We start from the raw sequence: 17,951 nt of genomic DNA, 5'->3' as shown, positions 1-17,951 counted from the left end.
CGCTCGGGTAATGTCATCAGACCCATAGGACAGAGCACGCCCATGACTTCCAAGCTGGAACAACTCAAACAGATGACCACCGTGGTTGCCGACACCGGCGACTTCGAAGCAATCGCTCGCGTCAAGCCCGTGGACGCCACCACCAACCCTTCCCTGCTGCTCAAGGCAGCGGCCATTCCTGCTTATGCCGAACTGCTCAACGCTTGCGTCGCCGACTGCAAGGGCGATGTGGGCCTGGCCAGCGACCGTTTTGGCGTCGCGGTGGGGCAGGAAATCCTCAAGGTGATTCCCGGCCGTATTTCCACCGAAGTGGATGCGCGCCTGTCGTTCGACACTGACGCCGTACTCAAGCGAGCGCACCGTCTGATCGAGCTGTACGAAAACGCCGGTATCGGCCGCGACCGGGTGCTGATCAAGATCGCCTCCACCTGGGAAGGCATCCGCGCTGCCGAGATCCTGGAAAAGGAAGGCATCCAGACCAACCTGACCCTGCTGTTCTCGTTTGCCCAGGCGGCTGCCTGCGCCGACGCCGGGGTGTTCCTGATTTCGCCGTTCGTGGGCCGCATCTACGACTGGTACAAGAAAGCCAACGGTAACGACTACGTCGGCGCCGATGATCCGGGCGTGCAGTCGGTGACGCGCATCTACAACTACTACAAGGCCAATGACTACAAGACCGTGGTCATGGGCGCGAGCTTCCGCAACCTCGGCCAGATCGAGCAACTGGCCGGTTGCGACCGCCTGACCATCAGCCCCGACCTGATCGACAAGCTGGCGGCGGACACCGGCAAGCTGGAGCGTAAACTGGCGCCGGGCAGCGCCGGTGAAGCGCGCCTGAACCTCAATGAAGCGCAATTCCGCTGGCTGTCCAACGAAGACGCCATGGCCACCGAGAAACTGGCCGAGGGTATTCGTCAATTCGCACGGGACCAGGAGAAGCTGGAGGCGTTGTTGCAGGCCAAGTTGTGATCTGCATCGCGTAATGCAAAAAGGGCGAACCTTGGTGGGTTCGCCCTTTTTTGTGCGTCCTGATCGAGTGAGGTGTTCTTGCGGACGCCTTCGCTGGCAAGCCAGCTCCTACAGGGGGATTTGTTCACGCAACAGATCCAATGTGGGAGCCAGCCTGCTGGCGATGAGGCCAGCCCGGCCAACATCCCTCTAAGGGATCAGTGACGCTCCAAAGCATTCACCAGGTCATGAAAGGCTTCACGGTTGGAGTCGTTCAAGCCCATGAGGATCTTGTGCGCTTCCAGCACCTTGATCCGCACCACCTCCTCCGACTGATCCTGATCAGGCAGGTCGTCCAGGCATTCCGGGCATGGCACCGGCTGGTCGACGATGTTGAACACCTGCTCGAACCCCATCGACTGCAACAGACGGGTGATGTCTTCATGGGTGGTGACAACGGTTGGCAGCAGTCCGACCTTCTGCCGCGACAGGATCGACAGTTTGGCCAGCAGGCCCAGAGTGGTGCTGTCGATGCTGCGGGTTTCGGTCAGGTCGATCACGATCGCGTTGAAATTCAACGCGGTGAAGATCCGCTCAATAGTTGCATCCAACGCCGAACACAGGGTCAGGCGAACTTCACCGACGAATTTCAGGACAAAGGTGCCGTCCTGCTCGGCGAACTGGATTCTACCGGTACTCATCAAAGATTCCTGCTCAACACCAACAGGGCGATATCATCCGGCATCTCCCCTAGCGTGGCCAATCCAAAAACCTGCCGCAGGCCATCCAGGCTGCCGCCCGCCGCCTTGACCCGTTCGGGCAAGGCAGCCTCTTTTTCTTTGAGTGTGGGTTCCGGCAAAAGGTCCAGAATGCCATCAGACATCAGCGTCAGGCTGAACGTCGGCGGCAATTCCAGCACGTGATCCTCGTAGGTAGCTTCATTGAAGAGGCCTACCGGCAGACCACGCCCTTCCAGGTAACGAACACTGTCGGGTGTGTACAACACAGGCAACGGCAAATGACCACCGATGCTATAGGTCAACAAACCTGTCTCCTCGTCGATGACTCCACCGACCATTGTGACGTGTTTGCCCAGCTTACAACTGATCAGGCCCCGGTTGATATGCCCAAGCACTTCAGACGGCTTGAATTCCGGCAAGGTGCCGTTGCGCTTGGACTCGAACAACAGGCGCGTGGTCATGAATTTCAACAGCACGGTGACGAAGGCTGAAGAGGCGCCATGCCCGGAAACGTCCGCCAGGTAGAACGCTACCCGGCGCTCGTCGACCCGGAAATAGTCGACAAAATCACCCGACAGGTACAGCGACGGGATGATCTGGTGGGCAAACTTGAAATCGTCGATGGTCCAGGGGCTGACCGGCAGCATGTTCATCTGCACCTGGCGACCGGCGTTCTGGTCTTCCTGGAGCAGGTTCAGGCTGGCGGCGAGCTCGCGGTTGGCCTTTTCCAGCTTCTCGCGGTAGCGCTGGTTTTCCACCAGCAGACGTGCGCGATCCAGGGCCCGACGCACCGAGTGCTCGAGCACGGCCAGATCTTCGAGAGGCTTGATCAGGTAATCCGCTGCGCCCAGGCGCAGGGCCTCGACCGCGTCGTTCATGACGCCGGCACCCGACACCACGATCACCGGTGTTTGCGGTGACAGCTCGGTGACTTGACGGATGAGTTCGAGACCGCCCATCTGTGGCATGCGCAGATCGCAGATGACCAGGTCGGGCTTGTCTTGCTCGAATACCTGAAGACCCTGCTGGCCATTGCTGGCCTGCAAGACGCTGAAACCACTGTCTTCCAAATAGGCCGCGAGGCTCGCGCGCACTACTTCGTCATCATCGATTATCAGCAGCGTGGCACTGGTTTTTGGCATGTGGGCAAACGGCGCCAGAATTAGGTTGGCGTAGCGGCTCGGATTTTCGCCCGGCTCAGACTACTGGATTCGCTTTCTAGCCTCTCTGCTGCACTGTTTTCGAGCGTTTACCCGACTCACAGGTCCACCAGAGGTGCCCTTCTAAGGCGCAGACGGTACTCCCATCCGCGAGGCGTTTCAAGCTCACGCCGATGGTCTCTTGGCGACGAGACTTTTCAAATCACCGGGAGTTATAAGAACCTGCAAAACCGAAACCCAATGAAAGGTCGTTCAGGGCAATAAAAACGAACAAGGCGGCTCGTTGGCCGCCTTGTTCTTACCGGTCGAGATCAGAAATCGTCTTCGACCTGACCGTCTTTCACCTTGAATTCACGGTTTTGCAGATAAGCGTTGCGGATGAAGGTGTACTTGTCGCCGGTGATCAGCTTCTCGGAGGACAGCAGGCTCGCCCGGGTATCGACAATGTTCAGGCCGAAGATCGAGTTACGCACCGGTACATCGTGGATGTAGCGGTACGGGCCGGTGTAGCCGTCGACGTACTTCGAGGGCGCATCACGCAGCGTACTTGGGCCGAGCAGGGGCAACATCACGTAGGGACCACTGCCAACGCCCCAGTAACCCAGGGTCTGGCCGAAGTCTTCGTCATTGCGGTGCAGGCCCATGTGGGTACCCACGTCGAAGAAGCCCAGCAGGCCGAAGGTGGTGTTGAAGAGCAGGCGCGCCGTGTCGATACCCGCCGCGTGAGGTTTGACCTGGAGGATATTGTTGGCGAGGTTGGTCACATCGCCGACGTTGCGGAACATGTTGTGGATGCCATCTTCGAGAAACTCTGGCGTCACGAACTGATAGCCCTGGGCCAAAGGTTTCAAGGCATAGGTATCGACGAAGTCGTTGAACTCGAAGATCGGACGGTTGACGCCTTCCCAAGGATCATCTTCCGAGGCTGCCTGGGCAGCAAACGGAACCAGCAGCGCACTGGCGCACACACAAAGCCGAGCGAGAGGATTGCTCCAGCGCATAGAAAAACTCCTTGGACTGTAACGTCGCGGGGCGCTTGGCCCGGCGCAAAGATCGACAGTATAAGACGTAACTGCCACTTTAGGCAGTATTGGACCCGCCCCCCTCACAGGGCGAGCAATTCACAACAGTGTCACTCAACTGTCACCGTCGCCCTTTAGCCTCGAGGCTATTTCAGGGACGTAGACATGCCACACGCCGAAATCACCCCGCAAACCGCGCCAAACCTGACTGCCGTGCTGTTCGGCCTGAGTGGTTGCCTGGTGGATTTCGGCGCCTGCATGCGCTTTCAGGCCAGCCATGGTGCCGATCACGCCGAGGTCACCCCCGGCGCCCTGGACAGTCTGCACAGCTTGCAGCGCCAGCAGATCCCCTGCGCCTGGCTCGATGAACTACCTCCCTCGACCAGCCATGCTTTGGCTATCGGCCTGCCGCAATGGATCAAGCCTTCGCAGCCTCTGCAACAGCTTGCAACAATCAAACCCTGGCCGGCACCGGATGCGTGCTGGCAAGCCTTGATGGCCCTGGACATCGAACGCCTGGAAGGTTGCGTGCTGGTCAGTGGCGAACCGCGGCTGCTGCAATCGGGTCTCAATGCCGGGTTGTGGACCATCGGCCTGGCCTCCTGCGGCTCGCTCTGCGGGCTGTCGCCGGCGCAATGGCAGGCATTGTCCGCACAGGAACGCGACATCAAGCGCAGCAAGGCCACAGTGCAGCTGTTCGGCCTGGGCGTGCATTCAGTGATCGATCACCTCGGTGAACTCGACACTTGCCTGGCAGACATCAGCTTGCGTCGGCTCAAGGGCGAAAAGCCCTGATACAGATCATGCAGGTTAGGCGCGAGTGGATTAATCTAAAGATAAGCCATAGACCTTTGACGCGCCGTCGCGGTCTATGCCAGTGCCTATCGATAAAAGGAAGAACGCCATGTCTGCCCGCGAACTGCAAGATCAGCTCAATGCCCTGCGCGAGCAATTGGACCAGAATCCTCCGCTGACCGAAGTCGAGCGCGAAGACCTGCACAAGCTGATGCAACAGATTGAATTTGAGCTGGAGCTCGAAACCAAGACCCAGGACGTCAACCTCGCCGATAACGTCAACATGGCCGTCGAACGCTTCGAACTCGAACACCCGACCCTCTCCGACGCCCTGCGCCGGATTGGCACGGCCCTGCACAGCATGGGCATCTGATCCTGCAGATACATGTGGGAGCGAGCTTGCTCGCGAAAAACCAGAGATCGCCGCGGGGAGTCAGGCTTCCCGCGTCATCGTTGACCTCCATCGCGAGCAAGCTTGCTCCTACAAATCATTTACTGACGGACCAGGCGATGGTTCGGCAGCTGCACTTCTTCGGTACTGCGATACGGATTGATATCCAACCCACCCCGCCGCACATACCGCGCATACACCGTCAATTTCTCAGGCTTCAGCAACCGCTGCAGATCAAGGAAAATCCGCTCCACGCACTGCTCATGGAAGTCCGAGTGCTGGCGGAAGCTGACGATGTACGCAAGCAAGCTCGCGTGATCCAGCGCCGCGCCACGGTACTCCACCGCCACGCTGCCCCAGTCCGGCTGGCTGGTCACCGGGCAATTGGACTTGAGCAAATGGCTGTGCACGCTCTCTTCGACAATGCGCGAATCATCACAACGCAGCAGGTCCGGGCGCGGGTGCTCGTAGGTGCTGACGCTGATGTCCAGATCGTCGATGCACTCCCCTGGCAATGCCACCACACCTTCGGCCTCGACTTCTTTCAGGCTGCGGATGCGCACGCCCACGGTCTTGCCGGCGGCGGCCGACAGGTCCTTGGCCAGGGTCGATTCGAGGCTGGCGGTGTCGGCAAACGGCGTCTGGTTCAAGGAGTTGAGGTAGAGCTTGAACGACTTGGATTCGATGATGTTCGGCGAATCCGCCGGAATGCTGAATTCGCCGATCGCCACCACCGGTTTGCCCGACGGCAACAACCACGACAGTTCGAAGCAGTTCCAGAAATCCACGCCTTTATACGGCAGTGTTTCAGCCGTCAGGCCCAGCTCCGCCCATTTCGCGGTGCGCGGGATCGGAAACAGCAGGGACGGCGTGTAAGTGGCAATGTATTCGCTGGATTTGCCCAGCGGCGAGTGTTCGGCTGCGGGATGCATGGCGGAAACCTGACTGAAGAATCAGCGGATTCTACCAGCCTTTGCCGCAGCCTTTGAGTGCTTACTGACTGACAGTCAATTTGCCTACCATGCCGGCCTGGTAATGACCGGGGATGTTGCAGGCAAATTCGAGACTGGTGGCCTTGGTGAACGTCCAGGTCAGCTCGGCGGTCTTGCCAGGCTCCACCAGCACGCTGTTGGGGTCGTCGTGCTGCATGGCATGGCCCATTCCGGCCATGGCGCTGTGGTCCATTGCCCTCACGCCGGTAGGCGTGAGCATGCCGTGTTGCTGCATCTGCAGCATTTCCTGCTGATGCCTGGCATGCATCGCGGCATCGCCGAGGTTGAATTCGTGCAGCAACTGGCCTTTATTCACCAGCACGAAGCGCACCGTTTCCCCGGCCTTGATCTCGATCGCCTTGGGGGTGAACGTCATGTCACCCATGACCACCTCGACGCTGCGGCTCGCCTTGGCGGCCGATGCCGGCTGACCAAAATCCCAGGTTTGCGCCGGCGATGCCCAAACTGGCGAACTCAGTGCCAACAGACAGCTGGCCAACAACATGGATTTACGCAAAAACATCGAAGTACTCCAACAAGATCAAGGTTCAGCCTGTGGAAAACTCTAAACTGCCACCGCTGCCCGTTACCTGACAGCCAGATTACAACTTTGTCAGCTTGGCCTGCAGCGTCGTCGCCCAAGGTATAACGCTGTCGTGCCATTTAGCCCGAGTCGCCCATGAAACTGCTGATCGTCGAAGACCAACCGAAAACCGGCCATTACCTGCGCCAGGGCCTTAACGAGGCCGGGTTCACCACGGAACTGGTGGCCGACGGCAGCACCGGTCAGCAACTGGCGCTGAGCGGTGACTATGCCCTGCTGATTCTCGATGTGATGCTGCCCGGTCGCGATGGCTGGCAGATCCTGCAAGCGGTGCGCAGCGCCGGCCTCGACACGCCGGTGCTGTTCCTCACCGCCCGGGACGCCGTGGAAGACCGGGTACACGGCCTGGAGCTGGGCGCCGACGATTACCTGGTCAAGCCGTTCGCCTTCTCCGAGTTGCTCGCGCGGGTCCGCAGCCTGTTGCGCCGTGGCAGCACCCCACCCCAGGAAACCTGCCTGCAACTGGCCGACCTGCGCCTGGACCTGATCCGTCGCCGCGTCGAGCGCAGCGGCCAGCGCATCGACCTGACCGCCAAGGAGTTCGCCCTGCTGGAAATGCTCCTGCGGCGCCAGGGCGAAGTCCTGCCCAAATCGCTGATCGCCTCCCAGGTCTGGGACATGAATTTCGACAGCGACACCAACGTCATCGAAGTCGCGATCCGCCGCTTGCGCCTGAAGATCGACGACGAGTTCCCGAACAAACTGATCCACACCGTGCGCGGCATGGGCTACGTGCTTGAAGAGCGCCAGCCCTGATGCGCCGGCTGTCCTTGAGCGCGCGCCTGGCACTATTGTTTGCCGCGTGCACCGCCGTGGTCTCGCTGTTCGCCGGGTTTCTGTTCAGCCGCGCCAGTGAGGCGCACTTCATCGAGCTCGACCAACAGTTGCTGGACGCCAAGCTTGTTGGATTACGAAGGGCATTGCCGGATATCCAATCAAGCGAAGGTCAAGCCCGGCTGGCCGACGAATTGAGTCGCCAGGCCGACCTGTCACTGCGCATCAGTGGCAGCGATGGCCGCCGCTGGCATGACAGCTCCCCGCGCCTGCCGCCGACCTTGCCGCGCCAGCCCGGCTTGTCCACGGTGAGCCACGACGGCACCGACTATCGCGTGCTGAACGCACCGCTGTACCCCGACCAGGTCGATTCGCCGCAACTGACCCTGCTGCTGGACATCACCCATCACCAGCATTTTCTGCAACGCATGCAACACCTGATCTGGCTGACTGTCGGCCTGTCCGCCCTGGCCACTGCCCTGCTGGGTGCCTGGGCCGCGCGCAGCGGGTTGCGACCGTTGCGCCGCATGAGCGCGGTCGCCCGTGGGGTCTCGGCGCACTCGCTGAACGCACGCCTGCCGGAAGACAACATGCCGCCGGAGCTGGCGCAATTGGCCCTCCACTTCAACGCCATGCTAGGGCGACTTGACGACGCCTTCCAACGGCTCTCGGCCTTCTCCGCCGACATTGCCCATGAGCTGCGCACACCGCTGTCGAACCTGCTGACCCACACCCAGGTCACCCTCACCCGTGAGCGCCCCCTCGAGGATTATCGCGAAGCGCTGCACAGCAACCTCGAAGAACTGCAGTGGATGGCCCAACTGGTCAACGACATGCTGTACCTGGCCAAGGCCGACCACGGTTTGTTGATGCCCAAGCGCGAACCGCTGGATCTGGCGGAGGAAGTGGATGTGTTGCTGGAGTTTTTTGCGCCCCTGGCCGAGGACACTCAACTCACCTTGAGCCGCGACGGAAATGCATGCATCGAGGGTGACCGCAGTATGTTGCGCCGGGCGCTGTCCAACTTGCTGGACAATGCGCTGCGGTTTACCCCGGTTGGGGGCGAGGTTCGGGTGCGGATTGTCGATCGGCCCGAGGGCTTGAGGCTGACGGTGGAAAATAGCGGTGAGGGGATTTCAGCGGATTTGCTGCCGCGCCTGTTTGATCGTTTCTACCGGGCTGATCCGGCGCGACATGAAGGCAGCAGTGAGCATGCGGGATTGGGATTGGCGATTACCCAGTCGATCATCCGTGCCCATGGTGGGCAGATTCGTTGTGAATCGGCTGATGGGTGGACGCGGTTTGTGATTGAGTTGCCCAAGGGAGATTAAGGCTAGCCGGGCCGGCCTCATCGCCGGCAGGCCAGCTCCCACAGTATTTTGTGACGTTCACATAATTTGTGTACGACGCGATCCCTGTGGGAGCTGGCCTGCCGGCGATAGCGGTATCAGCGTTTACGAATAACGCAACGCGTGAGCCGGCTCGATCTTCGCCGCACGCCACGCCGGATAAACCGTGGCCAAAAAGCTCATGACAAACCCCGCCGTGCAGATCAGCGCAACGTCCGCACCCTGCAATTCAGACGGCAAATTGCTGACGAAATACACATCGGAACTGAAGATGTGCTGTCCGCTGACCCGCTCTACCCAGCCGACCATGGCACTGACATTCAACGCCGCAATCACGCCCAGCACGCCGCCGATCAGGGTGCCTACAATCCCGATCACGGTGCCCTGGACGATGAAGATCGCCATGATCTGCCTTGGCGTGGCGCCGATGGTGCGCAGGATCGCGATGTCCGCGCCCTTGTCGTTCACCACCATGATCAAGGTGGCGATGATATTGAATGCCGCCACCGCGACAATCATCAGCAACAAAAGGCCAATCATGGTTTTTTCCATCTTCATGGCGCTGAACAGGCTGCCCTGGGTGTGGGTCCAGTCGTCAGCCTTGTAGGCGGCGCCCAGCCCCGTGGCGATGTCGCTCGACACTTGCGGCGCGGCGTACAGGTCCTTCACCGCCAGGCGCACGCTCTGCACCTGGTTCGGCGCCCAATGCTGCATCTGCGCGGCATCGGCCATGTGGATCAGTGCCATCGAACCGTCCAGTTCGGCACCGACCTTGAACACCCCGACCACGTTCAGCCGTTGCATGCGCGGGGTGATGCCGCCCGGCGCATTGCTGACTTCCGGCACGATCAGGGTGATCTTGTCGCCGACATTCAGGCGAAACCGCCGCGCCGTGATCTCGCCGATCACCACGCCAAACTCGCCCGGCTTCAACGCATCCAGGCGCCCCTGGACGATATGCTGGGCGACGATCGACACCTTGCCTTCCAGCGCCGGATCGACGCCGCTGACCTGGATCGGCTGCATCGTGCCCTTGTAGGACAGCATGCCTTCCATCTCGGTGAACGGCACGGCGGCCGTGACTTGCGGGTTTTTCATCGCGGCCGCCGCAACGGGCTGCCAGTCATCGATGGGATTGACCCCGACGATGGTCGCATGCGGGACCATGCCGAGGATGCGTGAGCTCATTTCGCGCTGGAAGCCGTTCATCACCGACAGCACCACGATCATGGCCAGCACGCCCAGGGCGAGGCCGATCATCGAGGTCATCGAGATGAAGGAAACGAAGCGATTGCGGCGCTTGGCGCGGGTATAGCGCGTGCCGATAAAGATCGATAACGGTCTGAACATTCGCTGGGGCACCGTATAAAAATAGAAAACCCGACTGGCTTTTCAGTGCCGTCGGGTTGCAACCGGTCAGATAGGCGTCAGGCAACCTTCCTGCAAATGCAGGACGCGGTCCATCTGGCGGGCCAGGTTCATGTCGTGGGTCACCACCAGGAACGCCGTGCGCATCGAGGTGCTGAGTTCCAGCATCAAGTCCTGGATGCCCTGGGCGGTGTGGGAGTCGAGGTTGCCGGTCGGCTCGTCGAGCATCACCAGGCCCGGATTGTTCACCAGGGCGCGGGCGATGGCCACGCGCTGGCGTTCGCCACCGGACAGCTCCGCCGGCTTGTGCTCCAGTCGGTGGCCCAGCCCTACCCGCGTCAGCAACGCGGTGGCACGTTGACGCGCCTCGGGAATCGCGGTCTTGCCGATCAGCAGCGGCATGCAGACGTTCTCCAGGGCGGTGAATTCCGGCAGCAGGTGGTGGAACTGGTACACGAAGCCCAGGGCGCGGTTACGCAGCAGCCCGCGTTTTTTCTCGCTCAGCGCCGACAGCTCTTCGCCGTCGAGCCAGACGCTGCCCTTGGTCGGCGTATCGAGGCCGCCCAGCAGGTTGAGCAAGGTGCTCTTGCCCGAGCCCGACTTGCCGACGATCGCCACACGCTCGCCCGGGTGCAACTCCAGTTGCAGGCCCGCCAACACTTCCACCGACTCCGGGCCTTCCTCGTAGGATTTGCCCAGGCTGCGGCAGCTCAAGATTGCTTTATCACTCATGCCCGACTCACTCATAACGTAGCGCCTCCGCCGGCTGGGTGCGCGCGGCACGCCAGGCGGGATACAGGGTGGCGAGGAAACTCAGGACCAACGCCGCGCAGCAGACCATCAGGACATCCTGGCTCTGCACCTGCGACGGCAGGTAATCGATGAAATACACGTCGGCGTTGAGGAATTTGTGGCCGATGAGGCCTTCAAGCGCCGAGATCGCCGCGCTGACATTGAGCGCGGCGAAGATCCCGACCACCGCGCCGATGGCCGTGCCGACCACGCCGATCACCGTGCCCTGGACCATGAACGTGCGCATGATCGTGCCCGGCGTGGCACCGACGGTGCGCAGGATCGCGATGTCACTCTTCTTGTCGTTCACCACCATCACCAGCGTGGAAATGATGTTGAACGCAGCGACCGCGACGATCAGCAGCAGCAACAGGCCGATCATGGCTTTTTCCATGCGGATCGCCTGGTACAGGTTGCCGTGGGTGCGGGTCCAGTCGCGGGCATAGAAACGGTCCTCGCCCAGCTCGCGGGCGATGCTCCACGCCGTGCGCGGCGCCTGGAACAGGTCGTCGAACTTCAGCCGCAGGCCCTGCACCTGATCCGGCTTCCAGCGATGCAGGCGCGCCAGGTCCTGGAGATTGGTGATGCCCAGGTAACCATCGAGCTCGCCGGCGCCGACATGGAAGATGCCGACCACGGTGAAGCGCTTCATGCGCGGGAACATCCCGGCGGGGGTCACGGTGACTTCCGGCGCGACGAACGTCAGCTTGTCGCCAATGGCCGCACCGAGCTTGGCCGCCGCCTTGTCGCCGATGACGATGCCGAACTCGCCCGGCGCCAGGTCGTCGAGTTTGCCCTGGGTCATGAAGTTGTCGATGATCGACACCTGGCGTTCCTGTGCCGGGTCGATGGCATTGAGCAGGATCTTGTTGACCTTGCCGTTGTTGGTCAGCAAACCCTGCATCTGCGTGAACGGCGCCACGGCCGTCACCTGTGGGTTCTGCTTGACCTTGGCGGCCAGGCCCTGCCAATCGCTGAGCGGCTCGCCGGATTCGATGGTCGCGTGGGGCACCATGCCCAGCACGCGGGTGCGCATCTCATGATCGAAGCCGTTCATGACCGACAGCACCACGATCATCACGACCACGCCAAGGGCGAGTCCGATCATCGAGGTCAGGGAAATGAATGACACAAAATGATTGCGACGCTTTGCACGGGTATAACGCGTGCCGATAAATACGAAGAGAGGTCTGAACATGTCGGGGCTTGTTCGGAGGGAAAAGGAACGTCCTTGTGGCGGGGGTCGATAACCAGCTTTACACTCAGACCACCGCCGCTACCATGGGTTCGCCATGTCGACATTAGATGAAGAAGATCGCCGCGAATACTACCGTATCGAGGACATGATCGCACTGGAAATTCGGCCCCTGTCCGCCCTCGAAGCCGCCGGGCAGGAAGTGTTGCAGGATGCTTCCCCACTGTTCAATCTGCTCAGCGAACTGCACCTGAGCGAATTCGAGTCGCAGCACCTGCTGCGCCAGATCAGCGAGCGCGACCGCAACCTCGCGGCGTTCCTCAAATCCCAGAACAAGCGCATCGATCTGCTCAGCCAGGTGATCGCCATCACCGTGCTCGGGCAGATCGGCGAACCGCAGCCGGTGATCATCTCCGAAGGCGGCATCGACTTCCAGCACCCTTCCCCCATCGCCGCCGGTTCGCGCCTGTCGATCAAGCTGGTGCTGATGCCCCAGGCCCTGGGCCTGTTGCTGCGCGCGCGCGTCACCCATTGCGACCGCAAGGGCGATGGCTTTGATGTCGGCACCGAGTTCGAACACCTGACCGATGCCCAGCGGCAACTGTTGGCGCGCCATATCTTGCAGAAGCAGGCCCAGGAACGACGCCTGGCCCGCGAACTGAACGAATCAGGCATTTAAATAAAGGAATAATCGTGACCCTCATCTACGGCCACCGCGGCGCCAAGGGCGAAGCACCGGAAAACACCCTGACCAGCTTTCAGGAATGTCTCAAGCACGGCGTACGCCGTTGTGAACTGGACCTGCACCTGTCCTTGGACGGCGAGCTGATGGTCATCCACGACCCGACGCTCAAGCGCACCACTGACCGGCGCGGCAAGGTGGTCGAGCACACTGCAGCGGAACTGGTGACCTACGACGCGCGCAAGGGTGGCCCGGGCTGGATCAAACCGTGCCCGATCCCGACCCTCGAAGAGCTGTTCGAGCAATGCGATTTCGAGCACTGGCAACTGGAGGTCAAGAGCGCTTCACGCACCCGCGCCGCGACGACAGTGCTGGCGATTCGCGAAATGGCCCAACGGCATGGCCTGCTGGACAGGATCACCATCACCTCGAGTTCGCGGGAAGTGTTGAAGGCGGCCCTGGACCTGGTGCCGGACGTGTCCCGCGGCCTGGTGGCCGAATACGCCTGGCTCGACCCGTTAAAGGTCGCCCAAGGCTACGGCTGCGAGATCCTCGCGCTGAACTGGACCCTGTGTACGCCGGAACGCCTGCAGAAGGCGCAGCGCCAGGGGCTGCATGTGTCGGTGTGGACAGTCAACGAACCCGCGCTGATGCGCAGGCTCGCTGATTTCGGCGTTGACAGCCTGATTACAGACTTTCCCGGTTTGGCCACTGCCACGCTCGAGAATTGCTGAAATCGGTCTCCCCGGCCGGCTCAGGCCACCGGCCGGAGCCGCTCAAAAAAGCCGGTTGAGGCCGTCGTACGCGGCGACCCGATAGGCTTCGGCCATGGTCGGGTAGTTGAACGTGGTATTGACGAAATACTTCAAGGTGTTCAGCTCGCCCGGCTGGTTCATGATCGCCTGGCCGATGTGCACGATCTCCGATGCCTGGTAGCCGAAGCAGTGAACGCCCAGCACTTCCAGGGTTTCACGGTGGAACAGGATCTTCAGCATGCCTTGCGGCTCGCCGGCGATCTGCGCCCGGGCCATGCTCTTGAAGAACGCCTTGCCCACTTCGTACGGCACCTTGGCCTGGGTCAGCTCCTGCTCGTTCTTGCCGATCGAGCTGATCTCCGGAATGGTGTAGATCCCGGTCGGTACGTCGTTGACGAAGCGCCAGCTGCCGTTGTCGACGATGCTGCCAGCGGCCGAACGGCCCTGGTCGTGGGCGGCACTGGCCAGGCTCGGCCAGCCGATCACGTCACCGGCGCCGTAGATGTTCTGGATCCCGGTGCGGTACGCCTCGTCGACTTCGATCTGGCCACGGCTGTTGACCTTCACGCCGATGTTTTCCAGGCCCAGCTGGTCGGTGTTGCCGGTGCGGCCGTTGCACCAGAGCAAGGCGTCGGCCTTGATCTTCTTGCCGGACTTGAGGTGCAGGATCACACCGTTGTCCACGCCCTCGACACGGTCGTACTCTTCATTGTGGCGAACAGTGATGTTGTTGTTGCTGAAGTGGTAGCTCAACGCCTGGGAAATTTCCGAGTCGAGGAAGCTCAGCAACTGGCCGCGGTTGTCCACCAGCTCGACCAACACACCCAGGCCACTGAAGATCGAGGCGTATTCGCAACCGATCACGCCGGCGCCGTAAACGATGAGTTTACGCGGGGTGTGGCCGAGGCTGAGGATGGTGTCGCTATCGTAGATACGCGGGTGATGGAAATCGATGTCGGCCGGGCGATAAGGGCGCGAACCGGTGGCGATGATGATGTGCTTGGCCACCAGTTTTTCCACCACGCCATTGGCGCAGACCACTTCGATGGTTTGCTCGTCGGCGAAACTGCCGGTGCCGAAGAACACATCGACGCGGTTACGGGCGTAGTAGCCGGTGCGCGAGGCGACTTGCTTAGAGATCACTTTCTCGGCGCTTTTCAACACGTCCGGGAACGAGAACCAGCGCGGCTCACCAATGGCCCGGAACATCGGGTTGGTGTTGAACTGCATGATCTGCCGGACCGAGTGACGCAGTGCCTTGGACGGGATGGTGCCCAAGTGAGTGCAGTTGCCGCCGACCTGGCGACGGCTGTCGACCATCGCCACCTTGCGTCCTGCCTTGGCGGCGTTCATTGCCGCGCCTTCCCCCGCCGGGCCGGAACCCAACACCACCACGTCGTAGTTGTAGACAGCCATGCGTACTCCTCAGAACAGGCCGTGGCGCCAGCGGCACCTGCGGCTAAATCACGCCAATATGTGGCATGAAGGAACAATTTGGGGCCCATGCAGAACCCGGACACAGTCTATAGAAGCGTCAACGCCGCGCACATTAACCCTTGGTCGCGTCGTAGGCTAGTTTTGCCTGCACTACAACGCCAGGTTTCAATGCCTGAATCGCCGTTATCATTCGGTTTTTTCGCCACTCAGGCGTGCAAAAGCCTGATTGCTGCGTGTGACGAAACCTGTATCGGTGCGCATCACAAAAAATGCGCCGATGCCGTGTTTTTCCGCGTAGTCCCAGCCCCGCTCCGGGCCAAGAATCAGCAACAGAGTCGATAAGCCATCGGCCATCAGCGCTGAAGGATGAATCACCGTGACTGACGCCAGGTTGTGTGAGACCGGTGTACCGGTCCGGGCATCGAGGGTGTGGGAAAAACGCTGGCCACCCTGTACGAAATAATGTCGGTAGTCGCCGGACGTGGACAGGCCATAGCCGTCGACGGCGATGATGCGCTCGGTCACTTGTTGATCGTCGCGGGGTTCCTCCAGGGCGATGCGCCAAGGAGTGCCGTCCAGTTTGTGGCCGGCCGCCTTGAGTTCGCCGGTGGCTTCGGCGAGGTAGTCGTGGATGCCCATGGTCTCGAGCTTCGCGGCAATGTTGTCCACCGCATAACCGGCCGCGATGCTGTTGAAGTCGATTTCGACGGCGGCGTCCTTGCACAGCCGGTCACCGTCGATGCGCAGATGCTCGTGACCGACACGTCGGCGCGCATCGGCCAGCGCTTGGGCAGTGGGGATTTTTTCTTCACGGGCCTGTGGGCCGAAACCCCAGAGATTCAGAAGCGGCTCCACGGTCAAATCGAAAGAGCCCTCGCTTTGCACTGACAACTGCTCGCCGACGCGGACCAATTCGAGGATCGGCGCGGGCATGACCAGACAGTGATTGGCGGGCAAAGCGTTGAAGCGCTCGATGTCCGAGTCGCTGCGGTAGGTCGACATTTGCCGGTCGACTTCAGCCAGGATCTTTTCCACCTGAGCCTGGACCTCTGCCGGGGCAGGAAGGCCGGCGTGTCGCACGTACTTGATCGACCAGGTGCTGCCCATGGTCGGCCCGCCGAAGCTTTCCATGGATTCGCCATTGCCGCAGGCGGACAAGGTGCCCATCAACACAAAAACAACGGCCTGCCACCTGTTCAACAAATCCCCCACTCCCCAAAGCACTTCCTGACCCAACGCCAAGCTGAGCCATTATGCGATAGAACTGTAGGAGCGAGCTTGCTCGCGAAGGCGTAGTGTCATTCACCAATGATGTTGCCTGACACGCCGCCTTCGCGAGCAAGCCCGCTCCCACAGGGTAATGCTGTTCACTTTAGGTTGGAGGGCTTCAGGTGGATATTTGGATTAGGTGTATATCCCCCAATCCAGTTCTTAACAACACCATGCTTAAGTGAACAGCATTAGCTCCCACAGGGGGGATTTGTGGTGTGAATGAATTGGCGTGGTCAACGTTCCGCCATCTTCAAGGATTGGCTCCACCCTCCCCCCAGCGCCTTGTACAACGTCACTTGATTGATCTCCCGCGCCAACTCCAGCTGCGCCCATTTCTGCTGCGCATCGAACAACGACCGCTGCGCATCCATGGTGGAAAAATAGCTGTCCAGCCCCGATTCGAAACGCAGGCGCGACTGCCGGTAGGCTTCCTGATAATCCCCCACCAGTTTTTTCTGGTACTCGACCTGAGTGAGCATTTCCTGGCGCGCATTCAGGGCATCGGCCGCCTCCCGAAAAGCGTTCTGCACCGTGGCTTCATAGGCCGCCGCCTGGCCGGCGAAGCGGGCGTGACTGGCATCGACCTGCGCCCGTCGCGCGCCGCCGTCGAGCAAGGGCAGCGAGCCGGCCAGCGCCACAGACCAGAACTCCGCTGGACCCGTGAGCAATTGGGAAAATTCCCCGGTCAGGCTGCCCAATGCCGAGGTCAGGGAAAAGGTCGGGAAGTACGCCGTGCGCGCCGCGCCGATATCCGCGTTGGCGGCACGCAGCTGCGCTTCGGCGGACATGATGTCGGGCCGCCGCTCGACCAGCGCCGAAGGCAAACCCGCCGGCACGTCCAGCGTCGCCAACTGCTCCCCCAACGCGCCGGTCGGCAGCAACCCCACCGGCACCGGTTGCCCCACCAACACCCGCAGCGCATTGCTGTCCTGCGCCACTTGCATGCGATAGGTATTGACCTGCACCGCCGCGGTGTTGGTTTGCGCATCCGCCTGATGCACATCGATACGCGCACTGGAACCGAGGTTATAGCTCTTGCGCAACAACTGCCCGTAACGATCCTGGGATTGCCAGGTGTTCTGCGCCAGGTCGAGCAGATGCTGGTTGGCCTTGAGGCTCAGCCAGGTGCTGGCGACTTCGCCGATCAGCGCCAGCCGCGCCGTCTGATAATCCGCCTCGGACGCTTCGAAGCGCGCCCCGGCGGCATTGCGCTGACTGCGGATACGCCCGAACAGGTCCAACTCGTAGGAGGTAAAGCCCGCCGTTGCTTGATAGGTGTTGGCGATACTGCCAGCGGTATCGCCGCCTCCGGGTGTGCGCACCAGCGGCGGCAACTTGCTGCGACCGGCGTAAGTGTCGATGCCGATCGTAGGAAAAAGCCCCGAACGCGCACTGTCATACCCGGCCCGCGCCTCTTCGACACTGGCCGCGAACTGTCGCAGGCTGCGATTGTTGGCCAGGGCCATGTCGATCAACTGGCGCAGTCGCTCGTCGACCACAAAACCGCGCCAGTCCTTATCGAACGCCTGCTTGCCTTTGCAACATTCACCGGCGGTATTGGCCGGCCATTGCTGGTCGATCGGTGCTTCGGGTTTCTCGTAGGTCGGCTCCAGCGAACAACCACCGAGCAAAAACAATGTCATGAAACATGTAGTGGGCAAGCAACTGTTCATGG

At 61.1% G+C, this 17,951-nt stretch carries 18 protein-coding genes; 7 read left to right on the top strand and 11 right to left on the bottom strand.

Features of this window, described 5'->3' with window-relative positions; genetic code table 11:
• Window positions 1-42: 42 nt before the first annotated feature.
• Complete coding sequence (tal, locus tag DKB71_RS09795; protein ID WP_274077052.1) at window positions 43-969, top strand: transaldolase; 927 nt, start codon at window positions 43-45, stop codon at window positions 967-969.
• Window positions 970-1,166: 197 nt separating this feature from the next.
• Here the strand turns inward: tal and rssC are convergent, their stop codons facing one another.
• The 3 genes from rssC to DKB71_RS09780 all read right to left on the bottom strand — a co-directional run bounded on the left by rssC (window position 1,167) and on the right by DKB71_RS09780 (window position 3,849).
• Window positions 1,167-1,649: an anti-sigma factor antagonist RssC gene (gene rssC / locus DKB71_RS09790; protein WP_274077054.1), complete on the bottom strand. Its 483-nt coding sequence runs from the start codon at window positions 1,647-1,649 to the stop codon at window positions 1,167-1,169.
• Window positions 1,649-2,830, bottom strand: coding sequence for a two-component system response regulator RssB (gene rssB / locus DKB71_RS09785; RefSeq protein WP_274077055.1), 1,182 nt, complete (start codon window positions 2,828-2,830; stop codon window positions 1,649-1,651). The genes rssC and rssB overlap by 1 nt, the downstream gene beginning before the upstream one ends.
• 329 nt (window positions 2,831-3,159) lie before the next feature.
• Entirely contained in the window at window positions 3,160-3,849 is a 690-nt protein-coding gene (locus tag DKB71_RS09780) for a VacJ family lipoprotein (protein WP_274077056.1), read from the bottom strand.
• 186 nt (window positions 3,850-4,035) lie between these two features.
• On the opposite strand from DKB71_RS09780, the gene DKB71_RS09775 reads away from it, so the two are divergent.
• Entirely contained in the window at window positions 4,036-4,665 is a 630-nt protein-coding gene (locus DKB71_RS09775; protein WP_408600201.1) for an HAD family phosphatase, read from the top strand.
• Between the two features lie 109 nt (window positions 4,666-4,774).
• Complete coding sequence (locus DKB71_RS09770) at window positions 4,775-5,038, top strand: DUF4404 family protein (RefSeq protein ID WP_408600200.1); 264 nt, start codon at window positions 4,775-4,777, stop codon at window positions 5,036-5,038.
• A 119-nt stretch (window positions 5,039-5,157) separates the two neighbouring features.
• On the opposite strand, the gene queF is transcribed toward DKB71_RS09770, so the two are convergent.
• Entirely contained in the window at window positions 5,158-5,988 is an 831-nt protein-coding gene (queF, locus tag DKB71_RS09765; RefSeq protein WP_323627538.1) for an NADPH-dependent 7-cyano-7-deazaguanine reductase QueF, read from the bottom strand.
• Window positions 5,989-6,049: 61 nt separating this feature from the next.
• Window positions 6,050-6,553, bottom strand: a complete 504-nt coding sequence (locus DKB71_RS09760; protein ID WP_408601071.1) for a plastocyanin/azurin family copper-binding protein — start codon at window positions 6,551-6,553, stop codon at window positions 6,050-6,052.
• A 174-nt stretch (window positions 6,554-6,727) separates the two neighbouring features.
• Here DKB71_RS09760 and DKB71_RS09755 point away from each other — a divergent pair, with 174 nt between their 5' ends.
• Window positions 6,728-7,408 carry a heavy metal response regulator transcription factor gene (locus tag DKB71_RS09755; RefSeq protein ID WP_274077061.1) on the top strand — a complete coding sequence of 227 codons (681 nt, stop codon included), beginning with the start codon at window positions 6,728-6,730 and terminating at the stop codon, window positions 7,406-7,408.
• Window positions 7,408-8,757, top strand: a complete 1,350-nt coding sequence (locus tag DKB71_RS09750) for a heavy metal sensor histidine kinase (RefSeq protein WP_408600199.1) — start codon at window positions 7,408-7,410, stop codon at window positions 8,755-8,757. Before DKB71_RS09755 ends, DKB71_RS09750 begins: the two co-directional genes overlap by 1 nt.
• 123 nt (window positions 8,758-8,880) lie before the next feature.
• Here DKB71_RS09750 and DKB71_RS09745 read toward each other — a convergent pair whose 3' ends face one another.
• The 3 genes from DKB71_RS09745 to DKB71_RS09735 form a co-directional block, all read right to left on the bottom strand.
• Window positions 8,881-10,125 carry a lipoprotein-releasing ABC transporter permease subunit gene (locus tag DKB71_RS09745; protein ID WP_323627535.1) on the bottom strand — a complete coding sequence of 415 codons (1,245 nt, stop codon included), beginning with the start codon at window positions 10,123-10,125 and terminating at the stop codon, window positions 8,881-8,883.
• 66 nt (window positions 10,126-10,191) lie between these two features.
• Window positions 10,192-10,875, bottom strand: a complete 684-nt coding sequence (gene lolD, locus DKB71_RS09740) for a lipoprotein-releasing ABC transporter ATP-binding protein LolD (protein ID WP_274077064.1) — start codon at window positions 10,873-10,875, stop codon at window positions 10,192-10,194.
• A 7-nt stretch (window positions 10,876-10,882) separates the two neighbouring features.
• Window positions 10,883-12,133, bottom strand: a complete 1,251-nt coding sequence (locus DKB71_RS09735) for a lipoprotein-releasing ABC transporter permease subunit (protein ID WP_408600198.1) — start codon at window positions 12,131-12,133, stop codon at window positions 10,883-10,885.
• A gap of 94 nt (window positions 12,134-12,227) precedes the next feature.
• Between DKB71_RS09735 and DKB71_RS09730 the strand changes: the two genes are divergently transcribed.
• Together DKB71_RS09730 and DKB71_RS09725 are read left to right on the top strand one after the other, a co-directional pair.
• Window positions 12,228-12,809 (top strand): PilZ domain-containing protein, encoded by a 582-nt coding sequence (locus tag DKB71_RS09730; protein ID WP_274077066.1) that lies wholly within the window; start codon window positions 12,228-12,230, stop codon window positions 12,807-12,809.
• 14 nt (window positions 12,810-12,823) lie between these two features.
• On the top strand, window positions 12,824-13,546 hold the full coding sequence (locus tag DKB71_RS09725) for a glycerophosphodiester phosphodiesterase (RefSeq protein ID WP_408600197.1): 723 nt from the start codon (window positions 12,824-12,826) through the stop codon (window positions 13,544-13,546).
• Between the two features lie 42 nt (window positions 13,547-13,588).
• Here the strand turns inward: DKB71_RS09725 and sthA are convergent, their stop codons facing one another.
• From sthA to DKB71_RS09710, 3 genes are all read right to left on the bottom strand, one after another.
• The gene (gene sthA, locus DKB71_RS09720) at window positions 13,589-14,983 is read right to left on the bottom strand and encodes a Si-specific NAD(P)(+) transhydrogenase (RefSeq protein WP_077047123.1); all 1,395 of its coding nucleotides are present in this window, start codon (window positions 14,981-14,983) and stop codon (window positions 13,589-13,591) included.
• 207 nt (window positions 14,984-15,190) lie between these two features.
• Window positions 15,191-16,171: an FAD:protein FMN transferase gene (locus tag DKB71_RS09715; protein ID WP_408601070.1), complete on the bottom strand. Its 981-nt coding sequence runs from the start codon at window positions 16,169-16,171 to the stop codon at window positions 15,191-15,193.
• A gap of 338 nt (window positions 16,172-16,509) precedes the next feature.
• On the bottom strand, window positions 16,510-17,949 hold the full coding sequence (locus DKB71_RS09710) for an efflux transporter outer membrane subunit (protein ID WP_323608380.1): 1,440 nt from the start codon (window positions 17,947-17,949) through the stop codon (window positions 16,510-16,512).
• Between the last annotated feature and the right edge of the window lie 2 nt (window positions 17,950-17,951).

Source organism: Pseudomonas sp. PLMAX (assembly GCF_046042685.1).
GTDB classification, from domain to species: Bacteria; Pseudomonadota; Gammaproteobacteria; order Pseudomonadales; family Pseudomonadaceae; genus Aquipseudomonas; species Aquipseudomonas putida_AE.
The sequence above is the reverse complement of the archived record's forward strand: the minus strand, read 5'-3'. Positions and strand labels throughout refer to the sequence as shown.

Excerpts from the sequence above, each read along its gene's own strand:
- tal (WP_274077052.1), top strand. The coding sequence starts at position 43 with ATGACTTCCAAGCTGGAACAACTCAAACAGATGACCACCGTGGTTGCC.
- rssC (WP_274077054.1), bottom strand. The coding sequence starts at position 1,649 with ATGAGTACCGGTAGAATCCAGTTCGCCGAGCAGGACGGCACCTTTGTC.
- rssB (WP_274077055.1), bottom strand. The coding sequence starts at position 2,830 with ATGCCAAAAACCAGTGCCACGCTGCTGATAATCGATGATGACGAAGTA.
- DKB71_RS09780 (WP_274077056.1), bottom strand. The coding sequence starts at position 3,849 with ATGCGCTGGAGCAATCCTCTCGCTCGGCTTTGTGTGTGCGCCAGTGCG.
- DKB71_RS09775 (WP_408600201.1), top strand. The coding sequence starts at position 4,036 with ATGCCACACGCCGAAATCACCCCGCAAACCGCGCCAAACCTGACTGCC.
- DKB71_RS09770 (WP_408600200.1), top strand. The coding sequence starts at position 4,775 with ATGTCTGCCCGCGAACTGCAAGATCAGCTCAATGCCCTGCGCGAGCAA.
- queF (WP_323627538.1), bottom strand. The coding sequence starts at position 5,988 with ATGCATCCCGCAGCCGAACACTCGCCGCTGGGCAAATCCAGCGAATAC.
- DKB71_RS09760 (WP_408601071.1), bottom strand. The coding sequence starts at position 6,553 with ATGTTGTTGGCCAGCTGTCTGTTGGCACTGAGTTCGCCAGTTTGGGCA.
- DKB71_RS09755 (WP_274077061.1), top strand. The coding sequence starts at position 6,728 with ATGAAACTGCTGATCGTCGAAGACCAACCGAAAACCGGCCATTACCTG.
- DKB71_RS09750 (WP_408600199.1), top strand. The coding sequence starts at position 7,408 with ATGCGCCGGCTGTCCTTGAGCGCGCGCCTGGCACTATTGTTTGCCGCG.
- DKB71_RS09745 (WP_323627535.1), bottom strand. The coding sequence starts at position 10,125 with ATGTTCAGACCGTTATCGATCTTTATCGGCACGCGCTATACCCGCGCC.
- lolD (WP_274077064.1), bottom strand. The coding sequence starts at position 10,875 with ATGAGTGATAAAGCAATCTTGAGCTGCCGCAGCCTGGGCAAATCCTAC.
- DKB71_RS09735 (WP_408600198.1), bottom strand. The coding sequence starts at position 12,133 with ATGTTCAGACCTCTCTTCGTATTTATCGGCACGCGTTATACCCGTGCA.
- DKB71_RS09730 (WP_274077066.1), top strand. The coding sequence starts at position 12,228 with ATGTCGACATTAGATGAAGAAGATCGCCGCGAATACTACCGTATCGAG.
- sthA (WP_077047123.1), bottom strand. The coding sequence starts at position 14,983 with ATGGCTGTCTACAACTACGACGTGGTGGTGTTGGGTTCCGGCCCGGCG.
- DKB71_RS09715 (WP_408601070.1), bottom strand. The coding sequence starts at position 16,171 with ATGGGCACCTTGTCCGCCTGCGGCAATGGCGAATCCATGGAAAGCTTC.
- DKB71_RS09710 (WP_323608380.1), bottom strand. The coding sequence starts at position 17,949 with ATGAACAGTTGCTTGCCCACTACATGTTTCATGACATTGTTTTTGCTC.